Origin of the sequence: Pseudoduganella sp. R-32 (assembly GCF_049913245.1) — a bacterium.
Classification (GTDB): domain Bacteria; phylum Pseudomonadota; class Gammaproteobacteria; order Burkholderiales; family Burkholderiaceae_D; genus Rugamonas.
In genome coordinates, this window is record NZ_CP183987.1 from 3,923,196 (window position 1) to 3,947,388 (window position 24,193).

The 24,193-nt window shown below is 64.8% G+C and carries 19 protein-coding genes; 13 read left to right on the forward strand and 6 right to left on the reverse strand.

The window, feature by feature from the left end:
• The first annotated feature begins 31 nt into the window (after nucleotides 1-31).
• The 3 genes from ACN9MU_RS17855 to ACN9MU_RS17865 are packed head-to-tail and all read left to right on the forward strand — an operon-like array spanning nucleotide 32 to nucleotide 5,526.
• On the forward strand, nucleotides 32-2,524 hold the full coding sequence (locus ACN9MU_RS17855; RefSeq protein ID WP_426343199.1) for a TonB-dependent receptor: 2,493 nt from the start codon (nucleotides 32-34) through the stop codon (nucleotides 2,522-2,524).
• Nucleotides 2,524-4,188, forward strand: coding sequence for a phytase (locus ACN9MU_RS17860; RefSeq protein WP_426318083.1), 1,665 nt, complete (start codon nucleotides 2,524-2,526; stop codon nucleotides 4,186-4,188). The genes ACN9MU_RS17855 and ACN9MU_RS17860 overlap by 1 nt, the downstream gene beginning before the upstream one ends.
• Before the next feature lie 39 nt (nucleotides 4,189-4,227).
• Nucleotides 4,228-5,526, forward strand: coding sequence for an NCS2 family permease (locus ACN9MU_RS17865; protein WP_426318084.1), 1,299 nt, complete (start codon nucleotides 4,228-4,230; stop codon nucleotides 5,524-5,526).
• Here the strand turns inward: ACN9MU_RS17865 and ACN9MU_RS17870 are convergent.
• The gene (locus ACN9MU_RS17870; protein ID WP_426343200.1) at nucleotides 5,511-5,774 is read right to left on the reverse strand and encodes a hypothetical protein; all 264 of its coding nucleotides are present in this window, start codon (nucleotides 5,772-5,774) and stop codon (nucleotides 5,511-5,513) included. The genes ACN9MU_RS17865 and ACN9MU_RS17870 overlap by 16 nt on opposite strands.
• A gap of 96 nt (nucleotides 5,775-5,870) precedes the next feature.
• Between ACN9MU_RS17870 and ACN9MU_RS17875 the strand changes: the two genes are divergently transcribed.
• Nucleotides 5,871-6,332: an Lrp/AsnC family transcriptional regulator gene (locus tag ACN9MU_RS17875; RefSeq protein WP_426161724.1), complete on the forward strand. Its 462-nt coding sequence runs from the start codon at nucleotides 5,871-5,873 to the stop codon at nucleotides 6,330-6,332.
• Between the two features lie 12 nt (nucleotides 6,333-6,344).
• The gene (locus ACN9MU_RS17880; RefSeq protein WP_426318086.1) at nucleotides 6,345-7,094 is read left to right on the forward strand and encodes a DUF481 domain-containing protein; all 750 of its coding nucleotides are present in this window, start codon (nucleotides 6,345-6,347) and stop codon (nucleotides 7,092-7,094) included.
• On the opposite strand, the gene ACN9MU_RS17885 is transcribed toward ACN9MU_RS17880, so the two are convergent.
• From ACN9MU_RS17885 to ACN9MU_RS17895, 3 genes are read right to left on the reverse strand one after another with little or no spacing between them, the layout of a single operon-like run.
• On the reverse strand, nucleotides 7,091-9,562 hold the full coding sequence (locus tag ACN9MU_RS17885) for a cbb3-type cytochrome c oxidase subunit I (protein ID WP_426343201.1): 2,472 nt from the start codon (nucleotides 9,560-9,562) through the stop codon (nucleotides 7,091-7,093). The genes ACN9MU_RS17880 and ACN9MU_RS17885 overlap by 4 nt on opposite strands.
• Complete coding sequence (locus ACN9MU_RS17890; protein WP_426343202.1) at nucleotides 9,559-10,512, reverse strand: cytochrome c oxidase subunit II; 954 nt, start codon at nucleotides 10,510-10,512, stop codon at nucleotides 9,559-9,561. Before ACN9MU_RS17890 ends, ACN9MU_RS17885 begins: the two co-directional genes overlap by 4 nt.
• Entirely contained in the window at nucleotides 10,509-10,862 is a 354-nt protein-coding gene (locus ACN9MU_RS17895) for a c-type cytochrome (RefSeq protein WP_426161728.1), read from the reverse strand. Before ACN9MU_RS17895 ends, ACN9MU_RS17890 begins: the two co-directional genes overlap by 4 nt.
• Nucleotides 10,863-11,012: 150 nt before the next feature.
• Here ACN9MU_RS17895 and ACN9MU_RS17900 point away from each other — a divergent pair, with 150 nt between their 5' ends.
• Nucleotides 11,013-11,828: a c-type cytochrome gene (locus tag ACN9MU_RS17900; protein WP_426343203.1), complete on the forward strand. Its 816-nt coding sequence runs from the start codon at nucleotides 11,013-11,015 to the stop codon at nucleotides 11,826-11,828.
• Here ACN9MU_RS17900 and msbA read toward each other — a convergent pair whose 3' ends face one another.
• Complete coding sequence (msbA, locus tag ACN9MU_RS17905; RefSeq protein ID WP_426318093.1) at nucleotides 11,829-13,649, reverse strand: lipid A export permease/ATP-binding protein MsbA; 1,821 nt, start codon at nucleotides 13,647-13,649, stop codon at nucleotides 11,829-11,831.
• Between the two features lie 99 nt (nucleotides 13,650-13,748).
• Between msbA and ACN9MU_RS17910 the strand changes: the two genes are divergently transcribed.
• Nucleotides 13,749-14,546, forward strand: coding sequence for an isocitrate lyase/PEP mutase family protein (locus ACN9MU_RS17910; RefSeq protein ID WP_426318095.1), 798 nt, complete (start codon nucleotides 13,749-13,751; stop codon nucleotides 14,544-14,546).
• Here the strand turns inward: ACN9MU_RS17910 and ACN9MU_RS17915 are convergent.
• Nucleotides 14,533-14,940, reverse strand: coding sequence for a carboxypeptidase regulatory-like domain-containing protein (locus ACN9MU_RS17915; RefSeq protein WP_426343204.1), 408 nt, complete (start codon nucleotides 14,938-14,940; stop codon nucleotides 14,533-14,535). The two genes, ACN9MU_RS17910 and ACN9MU_RS17915, sit on opposite strands and share 14 nt — an antisense overlap.
• Before the next feature lie 211 nt (nucleotides 14,941-15,151).
• On the opposite strand from ACN9MU_RS17915, the gene ACN9MU_RS17920 reads away from it, so the two are divergent.
• Genes ACN9MU_RS17920 through ACN9MU_RS17945 form a run of 6 tightly spaced genes read left to right on the forward strand, consistent with a single transcriptional unit; the run spans nucleotide 15,152 to nucleotide 24,191 of the window.
• On the forward strand, nucleotides 15,152-17,389 hold the full coding sequence (locus tag ACN9MU_RS17920) for a TonB-dependent receptor (protein ID WP_426343205.1): 2,238 nt from the start codon (nucleotides 15,152-15,154) through the stop codon (nucleotides 17,387-17,389).
• Nucleotides 17,390-17,400: 11 nt separating this feature from the next.
• Nucleotides 17,401-18,201, forward strand: coding sequence for a carotenoid biosynthesis protein (locus ACN9MU_RS17925; RefSeq protein ID WP_426318099.1), 801 nt, complete (start codon nucleotides 17,401-17,403; stop codon nucleotides 18,199-18,201).
• Nucleotides 18,198-19,562, forward strand: coding sequence for an oxygenase MpaB family protein (locus ACN9MU_RS17930; protein WP_426343206.1), 1,365 nt, complete (start codon nucleotides 18,198-18,200; stop codon nucleotides 19,560-19,562). Before ACN9MU_RS17925 ends, ACN9MU_RS17930 begins: the two co-directional genes overlap by 4 nt.
• Complete coding sequence (locus tag ACN9MU_RS17935) at nucleotides 19,556-23,020, forward strand: response regulator (RefSeq protein WP_426343207.1); 3,465 nt, start codon at nucleotides 19,556-19,558, stop codon at nucleotides 23,018-23,020. Before ACN9MU_RS17930 ends, ACN9MU_RS17935 begins: the two co-directional genes overlap by 7 nt.
• Nucleotides 23,017-23,913 carry a diguanylate cyclase gene (locus ACN9MU_RS17940; RefSeq protein ID WP_426318104.1) on the forward strand — a complete coding sequence of 299 codons (897 nt, stop codon included), beginning with the start codon at nucleotides 23,017-23,019 and terminating at the stop codon, nucleotides 23,911-23,913. Before ACN9MU_RS17935 ends, ACN9MU_RS17940 begins: the two co-directional genes overlap by 4 nt.
• On the forward strand, nucleotides 23,913-24,191 hold the full coding sequence (locus ACN9MU_RS17945) for an acylphosphatase (protein ID WP_426161738.1): 279 nt from the start codon (nucleotides 23,913-23,915) through the stop codon (nucleotides 24,189-24,191). Before ACN9MU_RS17940 ends, ACN9MU_RS17945 begins: the two co-directional genes overlap by 1 nt.
• Nucleotides 24,192-24,193: the final 2 nt, after the last annotated feature.

Sequence of the window (24,193 nt, forward strand, 5' to 3'; positions counted from 1 at the left end):
CCGCTGCATTCTCCACTCCGACTGAATGCACATGAAAACCCGATTGACCGCCCTCGCCGCCGGCGTGCTTGCCCTGTCCAATGCCACCGCCTCCGATGGCGCGGACGCTTCCCTGGCCGGCGCCAGCGTTGTCATTACCGGCCAGCGCGACGTATTGGCTAAATCCATCGCCGAGCAAGACAAGGCCGACAATATCATCAACGTTTTGAGCAGCGACGACATCGGCAACCTTCCCGACAAGAACGCCGCCGAGGCACTGGCACGCCTGCCCGGCGTTTCGGTGCAGCGCGACCAGGGCGAAGGCCGCTACATCACCGTGCGCGGCCTGGGGCCGGACCTGAATGCCGTCGCCATCAACGGCGCCCTGGTGCCTTCCCCGGAAGCCGGCCGCCGTGCCGTAGCGCTCGACGTGCTGCCGTCGGGGCTTATCCGCTCACTGGAAGTCAGCAAGACCCTGACGCCCGAGCAGGACGCTAGCTCGCTTGGCGGCGCCGTCGAAGTGAGGACGCTGTCCGCCTTCGACCTGCCTGGCTCGCTCCTGACGGTGAACGCGGCATCCTCCCACGACCAGAACACCGGCAAGAACAGCCCGAGTGCCGGCATGCTGTGGGCCAGCCGCTTTGGCGATGGCAGGTTCGGCGTGGCGGTGGGCTTGAGCGGCGAAAAGCGCAAGTTCGGTTCCGACAACCTGGAAACGGGCGGCGCATGGGATGGCGAGCGCCTGTCGGGCTTCGAACTGCGCGATTACCTGCCGGTGCGCGAGCGCCGTGCCGCCGCGCTGAACCTGGACTTCCGCCCGGCGGCGGGCAACAGCTGGTTCCTGCGCAGCTTCCTGAGCCGCTTCAGCGACGACGAAGTACGCGACCGTCTCACGATCAGCAACGTCAGCGGCGGCGCCCTGACTGAAGGCGTACCTGCCAGTGCCCGGCTTGAGCGCCGCATCCGCCAGCGCAAATATACCCAGGAAATCCAGTCGGCCGTCTTCGGCACCCAGCAAAAATTCGGCGCCTGGCAGCTTGACGTGCAGGCCGGCCGCAGCACAGCCGACGAAGACACGCCGGAAGCGCTGAACGATGGCCGCTTCCGCGGCACCGCCAATTTCAAGGACATCAGCTTTACCAACAGCGAGCGCCCAACGCTGAAGGCCCCGGCAACGGCTTTCGATCCCGCCAGCTATAGCCTGAACGCGATCACCTTGCAACAACGCTACTCGAAAGACGCGGAGCATCATGTCAAGTTCGACCTCGGCCACGAATTTGCGCTGGGCGAGATGCGCTCCGCCATGAAGTTCGGCGCCAAGGCCAGCCGCCGCGAAAAAACCAACGACACGAACCAGTGGAGCTACGGCAGCAAGGCGGTACCCGGCACCCTTTCCATGGCGTCGTTCGTCCAGGACCACCAGCTTGATTATCAGTTTGGCCAGGTTGGCGCGGCGCTAAACCCGGCCGCCATCCGCGCCCGCGTCGCGGGGCTGGACCGCAACGCAGCGCGCCTCGCCACCGAGTCAGCCATCAACGACTTCACCCTGAATGAAGACATTGATTCCGCCTACTTCCAGGACACCCTGTCGCAAGGCGACTGGCGCCTGCTGGCCGGCGTGCGCGCAGAACGCACGGCCTTCGACGCCGCTGGCGTACGCACCAGCGGAAGCAGCATCACGCCACTGCAACGCAGCCGCTCCTACACCAACTGGCTGCCATCGCTGCAACTGCGCCATGACCTCGACCGCGAAACCAGCTTGCGCGCCGCCTGGACCAATTCCGTGGTCCGGGCCAACTTCAGCCAATTGGCCCCAGGGATTGCGCTGGCCAGCGCCACCGAAGCCACCATCGGCAATCCCGACCTGAATCCGCTCAAATCGCACAATCTCGACCTTGGAGTTGAACGCGTGATCGGCAACGACGGTGCGGTGTCCGCCTACCTGTTCCACAAGGACATCAAGGACTTCACTTACACGACCAATCTTGCCGGGAGCGGGCCGTGGACGGGCTACACCAGCGCCACCACCTATGCCAACGGCGACACGGCCAAGGTAAAGGGCATCGAATTGTCCTGGCAGCAGCCGCTGCGCATGCTGCCGGCGCCCTTCAACGGCTTGCTGGTCGGCGTCAACGGCGCCTTGACCGATTCACGCGCCCATATCGCACGTTTTGACCCCAAGGCCAGCGGCATGGCCGGCCGCCGCATCCCCATGCCGGGCCAGTCCGATCGCGTCATGAACCTGATGCTCGCCTACGAGGCCGGACCAGTCAGTACCCGCATCGCCTTGAACTACAAGTCGCCCTACCTGCTGGAACTGGGCTCGGATATCCTTAACAGCAGCCAGGACCGCATTGTCGATACGCAGAAGCAGGTCGACTTTTCCCTGTCCTGGCAGTTGTCCAAAGGCGTCCAGCTGAGCTTTGACATCGCCAACCTGAACAACGAGAAGTACTACGTCTACCAGGGGGTGAAGGCACATAACGCGCAATTCGAGCAATATGGCCGTACCTATAAACTGGGCCTGAAAGCGAGCGTGTTCTGATGCGCCGCCTGTCCTTGATCCCTTTCCTGCTGGCCTGCGCCTTGCCGGCAACGGCAGCCGAAACGGTCGCACTGCCCGGCGGAGCTGCACTCGCGCTCGACAAACAAGGCCTGCACCTGCGCGCCGCGGACGGCGCCGAACGTGCCACGATCGCGCTGCGCGGCCGCCATCTGGACTATCGCAACGGCACCGCCCTGGTCGTCGACGCCAACACCGAACGCGCCATGGCGGTATCAGTCGATACGGCCGCGGGGACCCTGACCACTGCCGCCATCCTCGACGGCGCCGCGATCGCGCCGGAAGCAGCCTGCCTCTACCGCGATGCCCAAGGCCTGCTCTACGCCTTCCTCGCCGGCAAGGACGGCCAGGCGGAGCAATGGCTGCTGCACGGCCGTCCACAGCTGGTGCGCAAGCTCGCGCTGCCGCCGCACAGCGAGCAATGCCTGGTTCACGACGCCAGCGCCAGCCTGGTAGTCGCCGAGAAAGGCCTCGGCGCCTGGTCCTACAACGCCGACGCCGAAGCCCCGCCAGGCCGCCGCGCGCTCGCCATCGACATACCGCCAGGCGACAGCACGCGCAACGCTGCCAAGGCCACCGAGCCTGCGACATATCGTCTGGCCGCATCCCCTGGAGGCATCACCCTCCTCGACCGAAACGGCAAGCCCCGCCGCACAATCGCGCTGCAGGGCGGCATGCCACCAGCCCTTATCGTGCAACCGCAGGTGGAGACAGAAAGCATGCCGCGCCTTGGCGACGCCGCCGACGACCCGGCAATCTGGATCAACCACCAGCATCCGGGCATCGTCCGCGTGCTGGGCACGAACAAGAAGCAGGGCCTGCACGTCTACGACCTTCACGGCCGCCAGTTGCAGCTGCTCGAATCGGGCCGCCTGAACAACGTCGACCTGCGCCAGGACGTCACGCTCGACGGTCAACGCTACGATCTCGCCGCCGCCACGCAGCGCGATGAAAACGCGCTGGTCCTGTACACCATCGACAGCGCCGGCACGGTGGCGGAAGCGGCCCGCTTCCCGACGCCGCTGGAGCGCATTTACGGCATCTGCCTGTATCAGCCGGCAAGCGGCGGCCTGGAAGCGTTCGTCAACGACAAAGACGGCAGCTACCTGCAATACCGTATCGGGCGGCGAGGCGGCGCGTTTTCAGCCACTGAGATGCGCCGATTCAAACTGCTTACCCAGCCGGAAGGCTGCGTGGCCGACGACCGCAATGGCCGCCTGTTTGCAGGCGAAGAGAAACGGGGCGTGTGGTCCATCGACGCCCGCGCCGATGCCAGGGCCGAACCCAGGCTGATCCTGCCTGTTGGCGGTCCGCTGCGCGCCGACGTCGAAGGCATGGCCATCTATCACGGGGCCAACGCCAGCTACCTGGTGGTTTCCAGCCAGGGCAGCAACAGCTATGTGGTGGCCGATGCCGCCGCTCCGCACCGCATCCGCGGCAGCTTCCGCATCGGCATCAACCCCGAAGCCGGCATTGACGGGGCTTCCGAGACGGACGGCCTGGACGTCACCTCCGCCAACCTGGGCGGCCGCTTTACGCGCGGCATGCTGGTGGTACAGGACGGTTACAAGCGCCTGCCGGACGGTGCCCAGAACTTCAAGTATGTTGCATGGGACGATATCGCCCGCGCGCTGGACTTGCCGTAGTGGTATGCTCCCCGATAGTCAAAACCGGGGAGCAGCGTTGTGTCGATCGTAGAAAAACTATTCAAACTCAAGGAAGCCGGCAGCGATGTGCGAACGGAAGTGGTGGCAGGGATCACCACCTTCCTGACCATGGCGTACATCATCTTCGTCAACCCCGCCATCCTCGGCGACGCCGGCCTGCCGAAAGAAGCAGTCTTCGTCGCCACCTGCCTCGCCGCAGCCCTGGGCACGGCGATCATGGCCTTGTACGCCAACTACCCGATCGGCATGGCGCCCGGCATGGGCCTGAACGCCTACTTCGCCTACGCCGTGGTGCTGGGCATGGGCATCAAATGGCCGGTCGCATTGGGCGCAGTCTTCATTTCCGGCTGCCTGTTCCTGATTGTCAGCCTGCTTGGGCTGCGGGAAGCCATTGTCAACGGCATTCCCCGCTCGCTGCGCATTGCGATCACCGTGGGCCTGGGCCTGTTCCTCGGCCTGATCGCGCTGAAGAGCGCCGGCATCGTCATGGCCAACCCTAACACGATGGTTACGGTGGGTGACCTGCACAAACCGCCAGCACTGCTGGCCGTCGTCGGCTTCCTGCTGATCGTCACGCTGGACCGGCTGAAAGTCAAAGGGGCAATCCTGATCGGCATCATGACCGTCACCGTGTTGAGCTTCTTCTTTGCCGGGAACCAGTTCCATGGCGTTTTCTCGGCGCCGCCATCGCTGGACGCGACTTTCCTCAAGCTGGACGTTCCCGGCGCGCTGGGCGTGGGCGTGTTGAACGTGGTCCTGGTGTTCTTCCTGGTCGAACTGTTCGATGCCACCGGCACCCTGATGGGTGTCGCCAGCCGCGCCGGCCTGCTGGTCAGCGGCAAGATGGAGCGCCTGAACAAGGCCCTGCTGGCCGACAGCACCGCCATTGTGGCGGGCTCCATGCTCGGCACTTCCAGCACCACCGCCTACCTGGAAAGCGCCTCTGGCGTGCAGGCGGGCGGCCGCACGGGGCTGACTGCGCTGGTGGTCGCGCTGCTGTTCCTGGCAGCGTTGTTCATTGCCCCGCTGGCTGGCGTGGTGCCGCCTTATGCAACCGCGCCCGCGCTGCTGTTCGTTGCCTGCCTGATGCTGCGCGACCTCGGCGACTTCGACTGGAACGAAACCACCGAGTGCATACCGGCAGCGATTACCGCCTTGCTGATCCCCTTCACTTATTCGATCGCGCACGGCATCGCCTTCGGCTTCATCACCTATGCAGCCCTCAAGCTGCTGACCGGCCGCTTCCGCGAAGTGAAGCCGATCGTGTGGGTGATCGCCATCGTCTTCAGTTTCAAGTACGCCTATATCGGGGCGTAAGTGCGCGACTGCACGCGAATCTTCAACACGCCGATCAGGTTACACAGGCGCATCCGGGCCAGCACGAGGGCATCTTCGCCCTCGGCTGCCACATCCAGGTCAAGGTTCATGCCGTGCACGCCCGGCGCCATGCGCATTGCATGGAGCTGGACGCCGCCGCGGCGCAGGGTCGCCAGCACCGCCTCCGCAGCATCCATGGCGGAGCAACGGTCGAGGCGCAAGCGGAAAGTTCTCTGTTCAGTATTCATGTGGAAGATTATCCGGCTGGCTCGCCGGAATAGGCATCTGAAGTTTGCCTCGTTTTCCATGTAAAATAGAAGAATCTTCTTCATTTCAACAAATTCATGGAACACCTTGACGAGATGGACCGAAAAATCCTGCGAGAACTTCGGCGGGATGGACGTCTAAGCAATACCAGGCTGGCCGAAACCGTGGGCCTGTCCACCACGCCTTGCTGGAACCGGGTCAAGGCGATGGAAGAGCGCGGCGTCATTGAAGGGTATACTGCGCTGCTCAACCAGCAGGCACTCGGCCTGCCGGACACCGTCATCATCGAGGTCACCCTGGACCGCCATGACGACGACATGCTGCACAAATTCGGCCTGGCGCTGGCCGACCTACCGGAAGTGATGGAAGCCTACCTGCTGACGGGCGAATACGACTACCTGATCAAGGTCGCGGTGGCCGGCACGGCGGGCTACGAAGAATTCCTGCGCCGGAAATTGTATAAACTGCCCGGCATCCGCCACAGCCGCTCGACTTTCGTGTTGCGCTGCCTGAAGCGGGCACATTCCGTAGAGCCCTGATAGAATTCAGTCATGAAATACCTGATACCCCTGATTTTCGCCTCCGGCATGGCCGCAGGCAACGCACTGGCAGAAGATAACGAAGTTGACCACACTGGCAATATCATGCTGTCCGCCGAAATCGGCGCCATCAGCACCAGTGGCAATACCGCCGGTACTTCCGTCACCGGCAGGTTCGAAATCCTGCAAGACACCCTCCGCTGGAGCAACGAGTACACCGGGAACGGCTACTTCAAGGAGGACCGCGCCCGCGTCAACGGCGAAGAAACCAAGCAACGCTCGGCTGAACGCTACCAGTTCGGCGCCAAGGCCGGCTACAAGCTGCTGGAAGAAAATTCCACCCTGTTTGTGCTGGCAGGCTTCTCGGAAGACCGGTTCGGCGCCTATACCCGCAGCGCCAGCGTCGGCGTCGGTCACGGATTCCGTGTTTACCAGAGCGATGACAAGACCCTCGACATGGAAGCCGGTCCGGGCTTCTTCAGGGCTACGCGCGCGAATGGCGAAGAGGATCGCGGCCTCGTTCTGCGCGGCCGCGCCGCCTTCCGCTGGAAACTCAGCGACAATGCCACGTTCGCGCAAATGCTGACGGTGGAACGCGCTTCGTGGAACACTCACTCCACTTCCGAGACTTCGCTCAGCGCCCGCATCAACGGGTCGATGCACATGAAAGCCGCCTTCAGTGCCATCAACGACTCCACCGTGCCGATCGACAAGCAGAACACCGACACCCAGACTTCGGTCACGCTGGTCTACTCGTTCTAAACCAGCCGAAGCAGAACCAGGCCCGCCAGCGCCTGCAACACGGCGCAGTGCCACAGCAGGACAGTGTTGTCCAGCGTGGCACGGCTGGCTGCCCGCAGTTTTCCCCTCGCCGCAACGTAGAGCGCCGCCGGCGCCAGCACGGCAACGTGCAGGCCCTGGTAAGCCAGAAGCGCGGCAACCGCTGCACTCCACGCATCGCGCGACGGGGCAAGTCCCGCATGCCGGTGCGCATCCAGATCGTATGCAAACGCCGCGACCAGGCATGCGCCTGCCGCCAACATCGGCCAACCTTGGGCCGGGCGGCGTGAACTCCACCAGGCCAGGAGGGAACTGGCCGCCAGGAAGGCAGCCTGCAGCCACGGCCAGGGCGCAGCCGGCAAGTGCGCGCCAGGCGGCGGGCAAACCTCCAGGCGCATCGACAAGTGCAAGAAAGTAAAGGCCAGCGAGGCGAAAATTGCCGCATCCACGACCACCAACACCCAGGTAGCCCACCAGGAATGCGATGCCCGCCCTTGTGCGCCGATCGGCAACTCGACCCCTTCCGCGACAGTGGCCTGCGGTGGCAGCGGCCGGTCTGCCTGCCACAACCAGGCCACCAGCGCGACAATGGCCAGTGCGCCGAACAGCCACGCAGCGATGGCTTGCTGCACCGTCATCAAGAGGAAGAAGCCCGCCGTCCCAAGCGCACAAAGGAATGGCAGCCAGCTGTCGCCCGGCAGCACCAGCAAATACCTGGGCCGCGCGTCGCGCCAGCCGGTCACCAGCGTCTCGCGCATGCCGGTCACGCTGCCGGGTAGCCAATGCATGCCCGTTTCCACTTCCTGCACGAGCAGCGGCTGCCGCCACAACGGCTCCGCCGAGCGAACGTCCGGCTGGCTGCGGGTCGCATATTCGTCCTGTGGCAGCCACTCCAGCGAGCTCGCTCGCCAGGGATCTCCGTGCGCCCGTTGAGGTCGGCGCAGCGTCCGGATCAGATCGATGGTGAACAGCGCGACGCCGCAGGCCAGCAGCAAGGCGCCGACCGTGCTGGCCATGTTCAAGTCTGCCCAGCCCATTTCCGAACCATAGGTGTAAACCCGGCGCGGCATGCCAAGCAAACCCGATACGTGCATCGGGAAGAACGCCACATTGGTTCCCGCGAACACCAAGCCAAACACCCAGCGTGCCCAGGCCTCTGACATGCGGTGCCCGTTGAACAAGGGAACCCAGAAATACGCGCCTGCCAACATCGGGAATACCAGTCCGCCTACCAGCACGTAATGAAGGTGGGCGACAATGAAGTAACTGTCATGCGCCTGCCAGTCGAATGGCACGGCGGCCACCATCACGCCTGTCAGGCCGCCCAGTACAAAGACCAGCAGGAAACCAAGGACGAATAGCGTCGGCGCGTTCAACTGCACCCTGCCCCGCCAGAGGGTTGCGATCCAGGCGAACACCTGCACCGCCGTAGGGACTGCGATGGCCATGCTCGCGGCCGACACCAGCGTGGTCTCCAGCTGCCCAAGGCCGGCGGTGAACATATGGTGCATCCACAAGGCGAAACTCAGCGCTCCCACGGCCGCCAGCGAGAAAATCACCGCCCGGCGCCCCACCAGCGGGGTTTGCACCAGCGCCGGCAACATGGACGACACCATACCCGCAGCAGGAAGGAAAATGATGTACACCTCCGGATGCCCGAAGAACCAGAACAGGTGCTGCCACAAGACCGGGTCGCCGCCGCGCGCAGGGATGAAGAATGGCCAGTCGTAGGCCCGTTCCAGTTCCAGCAGGGCCGTTCCCGCAATCAACGGAGGAAAGGCGAAGACCACCATCGCAGCCACCACCAGCATCGACCAGGCAAACACGGGGATGCGCGCCAGCGTCATGCCGGGCGTGCGGGTGAACAGGATGCCGATAATGAGCTCGATGGCGCCGGCGATCGCCGAAATTTCGATGAATCCGATGCCGAGCAGCCAGAAGTCAGCGTTCAGTCCGGGCGAATATTCCTTGCCGGTCAGGGGCGGATACATGAACCAGCCGCCATCGGGAGCGAGCCCGAAGGCCAGCGTCACGATAAAGCCTGCGCCGCCGAAAGCATACGCCCAATAGGCGTAGGCGGACAGGCGCGGGAACGGCAGGTCCCGGGCCCCCAGCATGCCTGGCAGCAGGAAGACGGCAATGGCTTCCACCATGGGAATGGCGAACAGGAACATCATTACCGTGCCGTGCATAGTGAAGAACTGGTTATAGGTCCCCGGCTGCAGCAAGTCATTGCCTGGGACTGCCAGTTGCAGCCGCATTGCCAGCGCAAGGACGCCTGCGAACAGGAACAAGGCAAACGCGGTCGCCAGGTACAGGCGGCCAATGCGTGTGTTGTTGACGGCGGTCAGGGCGCGCCAGCCACCCGGTTTGCGCCATGCGCGCTCCAGCGCTTCGTACTCGCCCGGCGGGCGCGGCAGGCTGTTGGGGGGACGTCGAGGAGCGCTCATTCCAGCGTCTCCAGCCAGCTTGCCAGGGCTTGCAGGTCGTCGGGCGACAGGCTGCTGGGCGGCATGCGGGCACCGGGTTTGGCAGACTGGGAGTTGACGATCCATCCAAGCAGCCCGGCACGGTTCATTGGCAGCGCCCCGGCTGCAAGATGGCGGCGGCTAGCGAGGTGCGTCAAGTCCGGGCCCGACTTTCCACCTTCCGCGATGCCTCGGACCGTATGGCACGCGTTGCAGCGCGCGGCCAGGAACACCTCGCGTCCGCGGTGTGCGATTTCGCCCTCGCCCGCCTGCATCGTTGCCGCACGCGGCGAGCTGGCCGCTGGCGCGGCCTGGTGCGTCAGCCAGGCTTCGAATTGCTGCGGCGTGACTGCCACGACATCTAGCGCCATGGCTGCGTGCTGGGTGCCGCAATACTCAGCGCACTGGCCCCGGTAGCGGCCAACTGTCCCGGCACGCAGTGTGAGGCCATGGACGCGGCCCGGCACCATATCCACCTTGCCCGCCAGCGCCGGCACCCAGAACGCATGCAGTACATCCGCCGACGCCAGCGCGAGGTAAACCCGCTCGCCCACCGGAAGCCGCAGCTCGTTCGCCAGCACCGCCTCCCTGCCGCTCACCGTGTCGCGATAGCGCACTTCCCACCACCACATATGCGCCGTGAGGGTGACCTGGATACGGGTCCCCGAAAATGGCCACGCCAGAAGCGAAGCTTGCCACCCCGACCACCCCATGAGCGCAACCAGCAAGGGTACCGGCAAGAGCAATCCCCCGCCCACCACCAGCCTGCGCGACCAGGACTTTTCGCGCTTGCGTGTAACACTGGCGAGAACGAGGGCCGCGACCAACAGGAATATCACGGCCCCCGAGCCGAACAACAGCCAGCCGAAACGGCTAAGCAGCGCCGCATCCGGCCCCGCAGGCGACAGGACCGATTGCAGCGCCGGCGTCATTGGAGCGAATAAAGATAAGCCGCCATGTGGCGCGCATCTTCGGGGGAAACGCCCATGTCCGGCATCATGGTCGCGGGATCCATGCTGCGCGGGGCCGAAATCCAGCGCACCAGGTCGGCCTGCCGGTTCGGCCAGCGCCCCGCAATATAGCTGCGCAGCCCGAACTCCGCGAGCGACGGCGCCGCCTTGCCGCGTGCAGATTCCACGCCTGGAATGTGATGGCAGCTGCCGCACTGGAATTGCGCCAGCAGCGCCTTGCCGCGCCGGGCGTCGCCGCCCTCGCCGGCCGGTGGAGTGGGCTTGCGCGGCTGGCAAGCGCACAAAGCGAGCGGAAAGAGCAAGGCTGCCACGCATGCGCGATGCGTGCTCCCATTTTTCCGCAAACGCACAGTGATTGCTTGCACGAATCGTCCCTGCCTTCCCGCTGCCGATCCCTATAATTTGCTCAAGACATCATCGCCCTTTTCCCGATTGTGCGTCGCCTTATTGCTACCGCCGCTATGAGCTTGTGCCTGGCCGGACTGGCCGGAATACTGGCGGCTACCGTGGTGCTGCAGGCGGGCTGGTATGACGCTTCCGCGCTGCGCCCGCATTTCCAGTTAGTGCACACGCTGATCGAGCGCGGCATGCAGCAATCGGTACGCTTTCACGCGCGCGAAATCGCGCCCCCTTCGGCGACGGCGGGCGCCTCGACGCGCGGCGGCGTCCTGTTTCGCCAGCACTGCGAACAATGCCATGGCGGACCGGGCGTGCCGATGGGCGTGATCGGCTTGAGCATGCAACCGGTCCCCGGCCCGCTGGCCGACGCGGCACGGCGCTGGAAAGCGCGTGAAATGTACTGGATAACCGCAAACGGGATCAAGATGAGCGGGATGCCCGCATGGCGCTTCCACCTGAGCGAGCGCGAAATCTGGGATCTCGTTGCCTTCCTCGGCGCGCTGCCTGCAATGACGCCCGCGGACTATACCGCTATTGAAAGGCCGCCTGCGCTGCCCCCGCTGGACGCCCAGGTCGAGCGCGCGGTGGGCCACGTACCCGACCGCGAGCGCGGCAGGCTGGCGCTGACCCAGTTTGCCTGCCAATCCTGCCACCATGTCCCGGGCGTGACCGGCCCGCTGACCTTCGTTGGACCCAATCTGGACGGACTGGCACAACGCGGCTTCATCGCCGGCAAGCTGCCGACAAGCGAAGAAAACCTGGTGAAATGGATTCGCGCACCGCAGCAGGTCAAACCCGGTACCGCCATGCCGCAGCTCGGCGTGCCGGAGCGCGATGCGCGCGACATGGCAGCCTACTTGCTGCAGGCCACCCGCTGATTATTGGTCCAGCTGCTTCTGCGTCTGGTACAGGCGGGCGTAAATGCCGCCCTTCGCCAACAGCGCTTCGTGGCTGCCCTGCTCCGCAATCGATCCCGCCGACATGACCACAATGCGGTCGGCGTTTTCGATGGTGGACAGGCGGTGTGCGATGACGACCGTGGTGCGGCCTTCCATCAGCTTTTCCAACGCCGCCTGCACCTGGCGTTCGGACTCTGTGTCCAGGGCACTGGTTGCCTCGTCCAGGATCAGGATAGGCGCATCCTTGTACAAGGCGCGCGCGATGGCCAGCCGCTGGCGTTGGCCGCCCGACAGTCGCATGCCGTTTTCGCCGACCTCGGTCTGGTAGCCCTGAGGCTGGCGCATGATGAAGTCATGCGCATAGGCCGCACGCGATGCCGCTTCGACCCGTGCCATATCCGGCGCCGGATCGCCGTACGCGATATTGGCAGCCAGCGTATCGTTGAACAGGACCACGTCCTGGCTCACCAGGGCGATCTTGCTGCGCAGTTCAGGCAGGCGGTATTCGCGCAAGTCCACGCCATCCAGCAGGATCCGGCCGCTGCTGACGTCATAGAAGCGCGGCAGCAGGCTGGCCAGCGTGGTCTTGCCGCTGCCCGAGCCGCCCACCAGCGCCACCGTCTCGCCGGCCGCGATGTCGAGCGACAGCGAGCGCAAGGCCGGCGCCGCTTCCGGGTCGTCCGCGTTGTAGCGGAAGCCGACATCCACCAATTCGATGCGGCCTTTCACATTATCCGCCGGGCGCGTACCGGTATCGGCTTCCATCGGCGCATCGATCAGGCCGAACACCGATTCCGCGGCAGCCAGGCCGCGCTGCAGGGGTTCATTCAGCTTGGTCAGGTTCTTGATCGGGCCTTGCAGCGACATCAGGCAGGTGATGAAGGCGACGAAAGCACCGGGCGTCAATGCGCCCGCCTGCGCGCGCAGCAAGGCGTAATAGATCACGGCCGACAAGGTGGCGCCGACCATCAACATGATCAGGCCGGAATTCATCGCAGCAGTCGAAGCGTGCTTGACGGCCAGTTGGCGATTCAGCTTCACCACTTCGTCGAAGCGCTTTTGCTCATAGGCCTGGCCGCCGAAAATCTTCACTACCCGCTGGCCGCCGATGCTCTCGTCCAGCACGCGGGTCAGCTCGCCCATAGCATGCTGGGCGCTGGAACTGAGGCGGCGCATGCGGCGGGCCGCGATGGTCACGACCAGCGCCACCAGCGGCAGCAGCACGAGGCAGAACAGGGCCAGCTTCCAGTCGATATCGAACAGCGAACCAAGGAAACCGATCACCGCCACCGTGTCGCGCACGGCGATGGTGAGCACGCTGAGGCCGGCCTGGGTCACCTGCGTGGCATCGAAGGCAATGCGCGACAACGTGGTGCCGGTCGAAGACTGGTCGAAATAGCGGTTCGGAAGACGCAGCACGCGGGCAAACATCTGCTCCCGCACATTGGCCTGGACGCGCTGGGTCAGCCATGCGGAGCCGTAGTCGCCGGTAAATGTGCTGACCATGCGCAGCAGCGCCAGGGCCATGATCAGGGCCGGGATCGCCCACAGTGCAGCGGCGCCGGGATCGGTAGGCAGGATGCTGTCGAGCCAGGCGTGCACCGTCGCCAGGGCCCCGCTCTGCGGCGCCGCGCCGGCGACCGCGTTCGGCTGCACCGCATCGACCACATTCTGCAGCTGGCGTATCAGCAGCACGTCGGTCATCGACGCCACGCCCACGCCGGCCAGGGTCACCAGGGCGGCCCACTTATAGGGGAGGAATTCCTTGATCAGGCGGACGTAGAGTTGGCGGCTTTGCACTATGGTTGGGGATTGATTGGCAACCCCGAATTGTACCAAAGCAGGAATGTGGGAACCGTGGCAGAATGGCCAGCTCCTCAATGTTAAGGAAAAAACCACATGCGCAATGACACCCAATTCCATGCCCTGCACCAGGATGGCATCCTGCTGCTGGCCAATTGCTGGGACGGTGGTACCGCCCGCATCGCCGCCCTGGCTGGCGCCAAGGCACTCGCCACCAGCAGCGCGGCAGTCGCCTGGGGCCACGGCTACGCCGACGGTTCGCAGCTGCCGACCGCCCTGTTACTGGAAACAGTGCGCGACATCGTGCGCGCCAGCGCCTTGCCGCTGACGGTCGATATCGAGGACGGCTATTCTTCCGATCCGGAAGTCGTTGGCCAGTTTGTCGGGCAACTGGTCCAGGCCGGCGTGGTCGGCATCAATATTGAAGATGGCGGTGCGCCGCCGGAGCTGCTGGCGCGCAAGATCGGCGCAGCGCGCGCTGCGGCCGCTGCGGCCGGCATCGACCTGTATATCAACGCCCGTTGCGACGTCTACCTGCGCGGCCTGGCCGAGCCGGGCGCCCGCGTGGCGGAAACCCTGCGCCGTGCGGCGCTGTACCAGGAGGCTGGAGCCAGCGGCCTGTTTGCACCGGGCGTCACGGACGAGGGCGAAATTGCCGAGCTTGCAAAAGGCACAACAATGCCGCTCAATGTGTTGGCCCGTCCCAACCTGGCCGCGCCATCACGCCTGGCCCAGCTGGGCGTGCGCCGCCTGAGCGCAGGATCGTCGCCGGCAGAGGTAATGATGGGCCGGCTGAGGGTGTATATGGAACGCTTCCACCAGACCGGCGCCATCGACGATGAGCAGACCTTCCACTACGGTCCGCTCAACCAACTGATGTCTACTGCACGATAGTGGCAGGTTCGCTCCAGTAGAAGTACAGGTCCTTTGTCCGTCCAGGCTGCACTTGCACCTCGCGGCGTTGGACCTGGCCATCGGCCGCCGTAGCGGTCACGCGGTAGCGGCCAGGCTCCAGGTTAACGAACATCAATGGCCCGGCATCGCGCGCGTTGACGTTGGTATGGCCTTTCGCATCAGAGATCTCGACCTGGACGTCCGAGCGGTACTCGCCGGTGCCGCGGGTCGCGAAGGTCATGCGCACGTTGTAATCCGGCTTGCTGGCGAGCATTTGGCCACGCTCTTCAAGGCCGACGCCGCCGGTCACGAATTGCGGCTCATCGGCCGCCACTGCTGCGCCGATGGCGCTGCAAGCCAGGGTGAAGGCGAAAGTAATGTTTCGTATAAACATGATGCACTCCTTTCCTTTTTCAGGCTTGCCGCCAGTATTCTCCCCTCGCGCCCGGCACGCTATCAGCCATCGTGTCGTTTCTCTGTCGGGGAAAGCCTACATACCCCCTATTTCCTACGTTGCCAAACTGTTAGACTCTTGAACTTTGCTAGCAACACTTTTAAGTAACGTTGCAAAAATAATCATATAAAGCAAGGCACTAGGGGTAATCATGTCGAATTGCGGGGCGCATCTGCGCCCGACCATGTTGGCGGCCGCGGTCTCCAGCATTCTTTGCGCGCCTGTCATCGCGCAAAGTCAAACTGAAGAGCAAATTCCGGAAGTCCTCGTGACGGCCCAGCGCATCGCTGCGCCCGAATCGCGGACACCGGTCGCCATGTCGGTCCTCACTGCCGAGCAACTGGACAAACTCGGCATCGACAACGCGGCCGCCATCGGCAAGCGCCTGCCCAATGTGCACCTGGACGGCGCCCCGGACGGGCTGCGCATCACGATCCGCGGCGTGTCCAATTCGGACGTGACGGAAAAAGGAGATCCTTCCGCCGCGTTCATGATGGACGGGATCTATATCGCCCGCCCCCAAGCCCAGACCCTGGGCTTCCTGGACGTGGATCGCATCGAAGTGCTGCGCGGCCCGCAAGGCACCTTGTATGGCCGCAATACCACGGCCGGCGTGGTGAACGTCATCAGCAACACGCCAATCCAGCGCTGGGAAGGCGCCGCCAGCCTTGCGCTGGGCAATTTCCATTCGCGCGTAGCGAACGGCATGCTCAACCTGCCGGTCAATGACATGCTCGCCCTGCGCGCTGCAGTAGCGGTCAGCAAGCATGACAGCTACCTGCGCAATGGCCAGGGCACCGGCTATGAACTGGGCCAGGACCGCGACGACCGCGCTGCGCGCCTTTCCGCCAAACTGGCCCTGGGGAAATCGGCCACGCTGCTGCTGCGCTACGAACACGCTACGCAGAACGGCAATATCGACAACATCGTCCCGGACACCAATTTCTACAAGGGCGTCGAGACAGGCAGGCCCACCTGGTATGACGCCGGCACCGATGAGCGCCTGACCAACAATTTCAAGCCATTCAATACAAAGCTCGAGCAAGGCTACAACCACAAATCGACCGACAGCCTGGGCGCCGAACTCTCGTGGAACCTCGGCCCCGTCACCCTGGACTACCTTGGCTCGCACCGCAAGAACGAACACGACTTCCTGGCCAACTTCTACTACCGTGTGCAACCAACGCTGGCAATTGGCGTGCACGAGAATTTCTGGGGCGACCAGCGCCAGGATTCCCATGAACTGCGCCTGTCCACCTCCGGCAGCGGCCCGCTGAAGGCGCAGGGCGGCTTGTATTACTTCCGAGAAGAATCGCACCAGCTCTATGTGTTCCGCGACCTGCAGCTGGTCAAGCTGCCGCCTTACTACGTATTCCCGCATGGACCGACGATCTCGCGCAGCAAGGCAGCCTTCGGCCAGCTGACGTACAGCGTAACGCCGGTCCTGCGCGCCACTGCGGGCCTGCGCTATACGGAGGATGACAAGTCGCGCGTGGGCTCGACCAACTTCCAGCAGGCGCGCGAATTCAACGCCGCGACCGATCTCAAGATGCTGAACGACGCCACCCTGGCCACCCACAAGACGACGTGGAAGCTGGGTGCCGAGTACGACCTGGCGCCGGCAGCCATGGCTTATGCCAGCATCGCCACGGGCTACAAGTCGGGCGGCTTCAATGACGGCTGCCTTGCCGGTTCCAGCGCGCTGGGCATCGCCTGCCCGGCCGTGATTGCCGTGCCGGCTGAAACCCTGTTCTACCGGCCCGAGACGCTGAAATCCTGGGAAGCCGGGCTGAAAACGCGGTTCTGGAACAAGCGGGCCAGCATGAACCTGGCCATCTTCCACTACGACTACACCAACCTGCAGCTCTCCGGCGTTGCGATCGTGGCCGGCGCGCCGCGCTTCGTCACCCAGAATGCCGGCGCCGCCAGCGTCAAGGGCCTCGAGCTCGATGGGCAGGTACGCGCCACCCCTGCCGACAGCTTCACCTACGGCCTGACGCTGCTGGATGCCCATTACGTCAGCTACCGGCCGAACGGCCTGGTTTCCTGGGCCGGCGAGCCGCTGGACCGGGCGCCGCGTTCGGTGCTGAGCCTGGGCTGGGACCATCGCTTCCGCCTGCCTGGCGCAGCACTCACCGCCGGCATCAGCGCGCGCCGCAGCGCGGCCTACAACATCAGCGCTTCCAGCCAGTTGCTGCAATACCGCATCCCGCCGCGCACTTCCAGCGACCTCTCGCTGGCGTATCGCCCCGACGGCGCCAATTGGAGCCTGATGGCCCATGTGAAGAACCTGGAAAACAAGGTGCAGCCTGTCACCATCGACAGCTTCGGCATGGCTGCGCCGAGCGATCCACGGACCTTTGACATCCGTTTCGACTACCACTTCTAACCCGGAGACGTATGAAGTCGCTGCTGAACCAACTGCCCCGCATCACCCTCGTCCTGCTCGCCGGATTCCTGATCGCGCTCGCATCCCGCAGCTGGAGCGAAACGACGACCCTGTTGATCGTCAGTTCGATCCTGATGTTTGCCTGCTGCTGGGCCAGTGCCAGCCACTTCCTCGGGCACGCACCGGCGCTGCGCTTCGTCGTCATCGGCGTCGTCGTCGGCTGGTTCGCCGAGGAGATGGGCGCGCGTTATGGCTGGTTCTTCGGCTCGTACACCTATACCGACGTGCTGGGCCCGCGCATCGGCTCCGTGCCCTTCATCATCCCGCTGATGTGGTTTGCGCTGTGCTATGTAGCCTATGTGATCGCCAACCTGATCGTCTGGCAAACCCCGACCGACGGCGTGCCGTCGACGCTGATGACCTTCATCATGGCCTTCCTTGGCGCGATGATCGTGACCGCCTACGACCTGGGCGCCGACCCTTACATGGTCTTCACGCTCAAGGCCTGGATCATGACCAAGACCGATGGCGGCTGGTTCGGCGAAACGCTGCAAGGTTTTGTTGGCTGGATGACGATTTCCTTCGCCATCATTTACGGCTTCCGCCTCACGCTGCGCAAAAAGCCGCCGGTTCCAAGCAGCAGGGTCACGCCCCTCTACGCTTTGGTACCCTTGTTGATCTACGGCGGCAGCATGGTGTTCCAGGCCCTGAAAGGCAATCCGATCGAGACCCGTACCATCGCCCTGTTCGCCATGGGAATTCCCGTCCTGGCGGGCCTTTGCGGCTGGATGCGCTGGAAGGAAGCGCAATGAACGCGCCCATCGCAGTGGCGCCGACCCTGCGTGCCGACCCGCTCGCCGACGACGCCATCGCAGCCATCCTCCACGGCCACGAGGGCAGCCAGTGGGAAGCCATCGCCATTGTGAACCGCCTGCTTGGCGAGTGGCAAAGCAACGCCATCATCGCCGGCTGGCGCGCCCCCGAAGGCACCCCCGCGCCAATCGCGGCCGCGCTGGAAGCCTACCTTGCCGCAGGCTCGCGGCTGCCCGAATGGGCCGATGCCGCCCGCATTGCGCGCTCGGAGGAGCTGTTCTTTGACATGAGCATGCTGTCCTGCAGCCTGCTGTTCTGCGCCAGCCTGCCCGAATGCTATATCGTGCCCGACCTGGCGGGCGTGCTGCACGTCGCCGGCCAGCTCGAAGCCCATACCGACTACCGCGTGCGCTCCACGGCCGCCATGATCTTCCCGGTCATGATGCACGGCGGCCTGACCAGCCCGGAAGGCGGCGGTGTCGCACAGATCCTCAAGGTTCGGCTGATCCACGCCACCATCCGCCACCTGATCTTGCGCGGCAACCCTTCCGACGCGGTCCTTGAAGGCGGCAGCGCCGTGGCGCCGATGGATGCTCCCTGCCGCAATGTGCACGATACCCTGTACAACCATGGGTGGGACGTCGCCGCGAACGGCCTGCCCTGCAACCAGGAAGAGCTGGCCTACACCCTGCTCACCTTCCACTATATTTTCCTGCGCGGCCTGCGCAAGCTTGGCCTCGGCCTGCCGCAGCAGGACGAACAGGCCTACCTGCATACCTGGAACGTGGTCGGGCACATCCTCGGCATCGAATCAGGCCTGATGCCGCAAACCATGGAACAGGCCGAGGCCAGCTTCAACGACATCCAGGCGCGCGCCCGGCTGTCGCCCTACCTGCCCGACCCGCGCCCGGAGCTTGGCGCGGCACTGATGAAAGCAATGCAGGACCAGATCCCGCTGCGCATCCTGAAGCCGTTCCCGGTCCTGCTTACGCGCTACCTGTGCGGCAAGTCCGCCCGCCTCGACCTGGCGCTCAATCAGCGCGTCAACCTGCTCTCGCGCGCACTGTTCATCAGCGGCATGGTCGTCGTGCGCGGCGTCGACGCCCTGGTGCGCCTGGCTTTCCCCAATTTTTCGATCTGCCGCATGATCACCCGCATTTTCGGCTACCAGTTCACCGTGAAGTTCCTGATGGACCAGACCCGCCCGCTGAAGCTTCCGCCTGCGGTGCTGAACCAGGTTGACAGCGCCGTGCGCGGCTGGGGCAAGGATCCCAAGGCGCCGGCCTGGATGAACGCACTGGAAGCGCGCCTCGCCGGCCGTGCCCCGGCCAAGCCGGCAGGAGACCAGCAGCCATGCTGAAGCGCGTCACCTTCGTTTTCTTCGCCCTCATGCTGGCGCTGGCGTCGAGCCTGTGCCTGGCCAGCGCCGCGGGAAGCGCAGCGCCGACCCCGCTGGTGCTGGACGAACGTGCCGGTTCGCACGACGCCTGGCCCGCCGTCACGATCCTGAAGGACCCGGGCGGCACCCTCAGCGCAGCCGAGGTCCTGGCCGCTGCCGCCGGGTTCCAGAAGCCGCAATCGGCTTATGCCACGCTGGGAGTGAACAAAGGCACCGTGGTCTGGGTCCGCATCCCGGTCTTCGTGCCGGCCGACGCCACCGGCGAATGGACCCTGAACATCGATTATTCGCAGATCAACCGGGTCGACGTGTTCGCCGCCACCGATGGTGCGCTCCACAGCCACACCGTGACCGGCAACCTGCAGCCGGTGGTGGCTCCGGGCGGCGGCGGCCGCACGCCGGCGGCAGCCTTGCGCCTGACGCCCGGCGCAGACCATGTGGTCCTGCTGCGGGTCGAGAATGTCGGCTCGATGATCCTGCCGATTCACTTCTCCAAGGCCGCGGTCTACCACGCCTCCGCGCTGGCCGAGCAAATGCTGCAGGGGATGCTGATGGGCCTCAGCCTGTGCCTGCTGCTGTATAGCCTGGCGCAATGGGCCAATTTGCGCGAGCCGCTGTTCGCCAAGTATGCGCTGCTGATCGCCGGCACCACCCTGTTCTCCTTCGAATTCTTCGGCCTGGGCAGCCAGTACATCTGGCGCGACAATGTGTGGATGACGCTGCACGCCGGCGGCCTGTTCGCCCTGATGGCGTCCTGCGGCGGCTACCTGTTCGTCGAGCAGTCCTTGGCGCGCCCCGGCGTCGACCGTACTTTCTCGGTCCTGATGAAGGCCGGGGCAGCGCTGGCCGCCCTGTTTGCCGTGGCCTATTGCCTCGATGTGATCAGCGTCGAAGGCCTGGTGGTCATCGTCAGCACCCTCGGCTTGCTGCCCATGCTGCTTGGCTTGCCGGGCGCCTACAAGCGCGCGCGCCGCGGCGATTCGGTCGGCATCTACTTCATGCTGGGCTGGGCGGTCAGCTTCTTGTCGTCGGTGGTGCTGAGCCAGGTCATCAGCGGCAAGATGGCGGCCAACTTCTGGACCATGCACGCCCTGCAGTTCGGCAATGCCTTCGACATGCTGGTGTTCATGCGCATCCTCGGCCTGCGCACCAAGGCCATGCAGAACGCCATGCTGCGCGCCGAAGCGGCCACCCGCCTGAAATCCGATTTCCTGGCCAATATGAGCCACGAGATCCGCACCCCGATGAATGCCATCATCGGCATGAGCCGCCTGGCGCTGATGACCGATCCCAGTCCGAAGCAGCGCAACTACCTGGCCAAGATCCTCGGCGCAGGCGAACACCTGCTCGGCATCATCAACGACATCCTCGATTTCTCCAAGATCGAAGCCGGCAAGCTGGCCCTGGAAGCCGTGCCGTTCAGCCTGGACGAGATGCTGGACCACCTGTCCACCCTGACCGCCGTCAAGACCGATGCGCGCAAGGTGGAGCTGGTGTTCCGCGTCGAACGCGGCGTACCGCAAAAGCTGGTCGGCGACCCCTTGCGCCTCGGCCAGGTGCTGATCAACCTGACCAACAATGCCGTCAAGTTCACCGAACGCGGCGAGATCGTGGTGGCAGTCAAGGCCATCGAGCGCTCTGCCGACGGCGTGGTGCTGCAATTCAGCGTCAGCGATACCGGCATCGGCATGAGCGAAGAGCAGCTCGCCCGGCTGTTCCAGTCCTTCAGCCAGGCCGACAGCTCGATCACGCGCAAATACGGCGGCACCGGCCTGGGCCTGAGCATTTCGCGCCAGCTGGTGGAACTGATGGGCGGCAGCATCAAGGTGACCAGTACGCCTGGCGTCGGCAGCCGTTTCAGCTTCACCGTCAGGCTCGGCCTCGGCGATGCCAGCGCGGAGCCTCTGTCCTCGCCGACCGGCGGGCTGCAGCAGGCCCGCGTGCTGGTGGTGGACGATAGCGCCACGGCGCGAGAAGCGCTGGTGGAAATGCTCGGCACCTTCGGCGTGGCTGCCCACAGCGCGAGCTCCGGCGAACAGTCGCTCAACATGCTGCTGCGCGGCGTGGAAACCGGCATGCCCTACCAGGTGGTGCTGATGGATTACATGATGCCGGGCTGGGATGGCGTGGAAACCATCCACCGCATCCACGCCGACCCGCGCTTCGCTGCCCCGCCATCGATCCTCATGGTCAGCGCCTGCACCCGCGAAACGGTGCTGCAGGAGGAAGGCGAACTGCCGCTGCAAGGCTTCCTGACCAAGCCGGTCGGCCCTGCGCTGCTCTATCACAGCCTGCTGCAAGTGCTGCGCCCCGAGATCGCCCAGCCGGCATCGCTGCAGGCGGAACAGCGCGGCGTGCCGGCCGAGGAGCTGGCGCGGCTGCACGGCGCCCGCGTGCTGCTGGTGGAAGACAATGCCAACAACCGGGAGGTGGCAGTCGACTTCCTGGAAACGGTGCGGGTGCACGTCGATGTCGCTGTTCACGGCGGCGAGGCGGTGCGGATGGTGCAGCAAGGCGATTACGACCTGGTGCTGATGGACGTGCAGATGCAGGTGGTCGATGGCCTGAGCGCCGCGCGCCAGATCCGCGCCATTGAAGCGCTGCGCGGCCTGCCTATCCTGGCCATGACCGCACACGCCATGCCGGAAGACCAGGCCAGGAGCCTGGAAGCGGGCATGAACGACCATATCACCAAGCCGATCGATCCGGACGTGCTGTTCCGCGCCATGCTGAAGTGGATCGATCCTGCACGCCTGGTCGGGCGCGCCATTCCCGGCGCGCCTGCCGCAGAAATCCCCGCCGCGCCGGTCGCCGCAGCCTACCCGCCGCTGGCAGGCGTCGACTGGCAATATGCGTTGGCGCGCGCCGAACGCGATCCGGCCATCCTCGCCAAGCGCATGCGCAGCTTCTGCACCGAATACGGCGGCGGCCCGGCCTTGCTCACTGCCGCACTGGCCGACGGCGACTGGGCCCAGGTCGAGCGCCTGGCCCACAACCTGAAATCCAGCGCCACCTACCTCGGCGCCATCGGGCTTGCCCAACTGTCCGACATCGTCGAAGCCGGCATCCGCGATGGACGCCCCGAGCGCTGCGCACGGGAGGCTGCGGACATGGCCAAGTCTCTCGGGATCATCCTTGCCGGCTTTGCGAATGCCTTGCAGGCGCCGGCCGGCGCCAGCGAAAGCCAGGTGGCCGATTTTGGCCGCCTGCTGCGTGAACTGGACCGCTACCTGCGGGCCGACGACGCCCGTTCCGAAGATTTGCTGACCGAACTGAGCGCCCTTCTGGCCGCTTCAGGCCACGCTGCGCTGCTGGCGCGCATCCAGCGTGCTGTGGACGAAATCGAATATCATGATGCCTTGAAACCGCTGGCCGAACTTGCGCAAGCACTCGGCGTCGATATGGAATTGAGTGCATGAGTCAAAAGGTCTTAGTCGCGGACGATGACGGCATCAACCGTCAGGTTCTCGCGACCTTGCTGAAACCAGAGTATGTGGTACTGCTGGCCAAGACCGGCGAGCAGGCCATCGAGCGCGCCCAGCGCCACTTGCCCGACTTGCTGATGCTGGACGTGATGTTGCCCGACATGGACGGCTATGAAGTGCTGCGCCGCCTGCGCGCCGACGCCGCCACTGCCCACATTGAAGTCATCTTCATCACCGGCATGGGCCGGCCCGAGGACGAGGCGCGCGGCCTCAAGCTGGGCGCAGCCGATTACATCACCAAGCCCTTCAACACCACGGTCGTGATGGCGCGCGTGGCCACCCACCTGGAAGTGGTACGCCAGCGCCGCATGCTCGAGCACCTGGCGCATATGGACGGCCTGACCGAACTGGCCAACCGCCGCCGCTTCGATGAAGTCTACGCAAGCGAATGGCAGCGCGCCGCCCGCCACGCGCACGCGATTTCAGTGGCGCTGCTGGACATCGACTGCTTCAAACAGTACAACGACCATTACGGGCATCCGGCCGGCGACCGTGCCCTGCGCGCCGTGGCCCGCGTGGCGCGCAATGCCATGCGCCGGCCCTGCGACGTCGCCGCCCGCTATGGCGGCGAGGAACTGGTGATCCTGATGCCCGAAACCGACGCGGCGCAAGCCTTGTATGTAGCGGAGGGAATTCGCGAGGCGGTGGCCCAGCTGCTGATTCCGCATGAGCAGTCCATTGCCAGCCCGATGCTGACGGTCAGCATCGGCGGTGCAACCCTGGCGCCGGGCAGCCAGGAAAGCGCCCCCGCGCTGTTCGATGCCGCCGACGCGGCCCTGTACCGCGCCAAGGAAGCAGGCCGCAACCGCGTCAACTGGAGGATGTGATGGCCAAGCGATTGATGATCGAAGGTCTGGTGCAAGGCGTTGGCTATCGCTACGCGCTCGCAGAACGCGCAACAGCGCTCGGCCTGGCGGGCTGGGTGCGCAACCGCGCCAACGGAGCGGTCGAAGCCAGCGTGCACGGCCCAGCCGACGCGGTGAAAGCCATCATCGAATGGGCGCACAAGGGTCCCAGCGCCGCGCGGGTCAGCAGCGTCCACGTTGCGGACGATCCGGAACCCGCACCGCTGGCCGCCACCTTCGACATCCGCCCGACGCTCTAGGC

Coding starts and splice junctions, on each gene's coding strand:
- ACN9MU_RS17855 (WP_426343199.1), top strand. CDS start 32: ATGAAAACCCGATTGACCGCCCTCGCCGCCGGCGTGCTTGCCCTGTCC.
- ACN9MU_RS17860 (WP_426318083.1), top strand. CDS start 2,524: ATGCGCCGCCTGTCCTTGATCCCTTTCCTGCTGGCCTGCGCCTTGCCG.
- ACN9MU_RS17870 (WP_426343200.1), bottom strand. CDS start 5,774: ATGAATACTGAACAGAGAACTTTCCGCTTGCGCCTCGACCGTTGCTCC.
- ACN9MU_RS17875 (WP_426161724.1), top strand. CDS start 5,871: ATGGAACACCTTGACGAGATGGACCGAAAAATCCTGCGAGAACTTCGG.
- ACN9MU_RS17880 (WP_426318086.1), top strand. CDS start 6,345: ATGAAATACCTGATACCCCTGATTTTCGCCTCCGGCATGGCCGCAGGC.
- ACN9MU_RS17885 (WP_426343201.1), bottom strand. CDS start 9,562: ATGAGCGCTCCTCGACGTCCCCCCAACAGCCTGCCGCGCCCGCCGGGC.
- ACN9MU_RS17890 (WP_426343202.1), bottom strand. CDS start 10,512: ATGACGCCGGCGCTGCAATCGGTCCTGTCGCCTGCGGGGCCGGATGCG.
- ACN9MU_RS17900 (WP_426343203.1), top strand. CDS start 11,013: ATGAGCTTGTGCCTGGCCGGACTGGCCGGAATACTGGCGGCTACCGTG.
- ACN9MU_RS17910 (WP_426318095.1), top strand. CDS start 13,749: ATGCGCAATGACACCCAATTCCATGCCCTGCACCAGGATGGCATCCTG.
- ACN9MU_RS17915 (WP_426343204.1), bottom strand. CDS start 14,940: ATGTTTATACGAAACATTACTTTCGCCTTCACCCTGGCTTGCAGCGCC.
- ACN9MU_RS17920 (WP_426343205.1), top strand. CDS start 15,152: ATGTCGAATTGCGGGGCGCATCTGCGCCCGACCATGTTGGCGGCCGCG.
- ACN9MU_RS17925 (WP_426318099.1), top strand. CDS start 17,401: ATGAAGTCGCTGCTGAACCAACTGCCCCGCATCACCCTCGTCCTGCTC.
- ACN9MU_RS17930 (WP_426343206.1), top strand. CDS start 18,198: ATGAACGCGCCCATCGCAGTGGCGCCGACCCTGCGTGCCGACCCGCTC.
- ACN9MU_RS17935 (WP_426343207.1), top strand. CDS start 19,556: ATGCTGAAGCGCGTCACCTTCGTTTTCTTCGCCCTCATGCTGGCGCTG.
- ACN9MU_RS17940 (WP_426318104.1), top strand. CDS start 23,017: ATGAGTCAAAAGGTCTTAGTCGCGGACGATGACGGCATCAACCGTCAG.
- ACN9MU_RS17945 (WP_426161738.1), top strand. CDS start 23,913: ATGGCCAAGCGATTGATGATCGAAGGTCTGGTGCAAGGCGTTGGCTAT.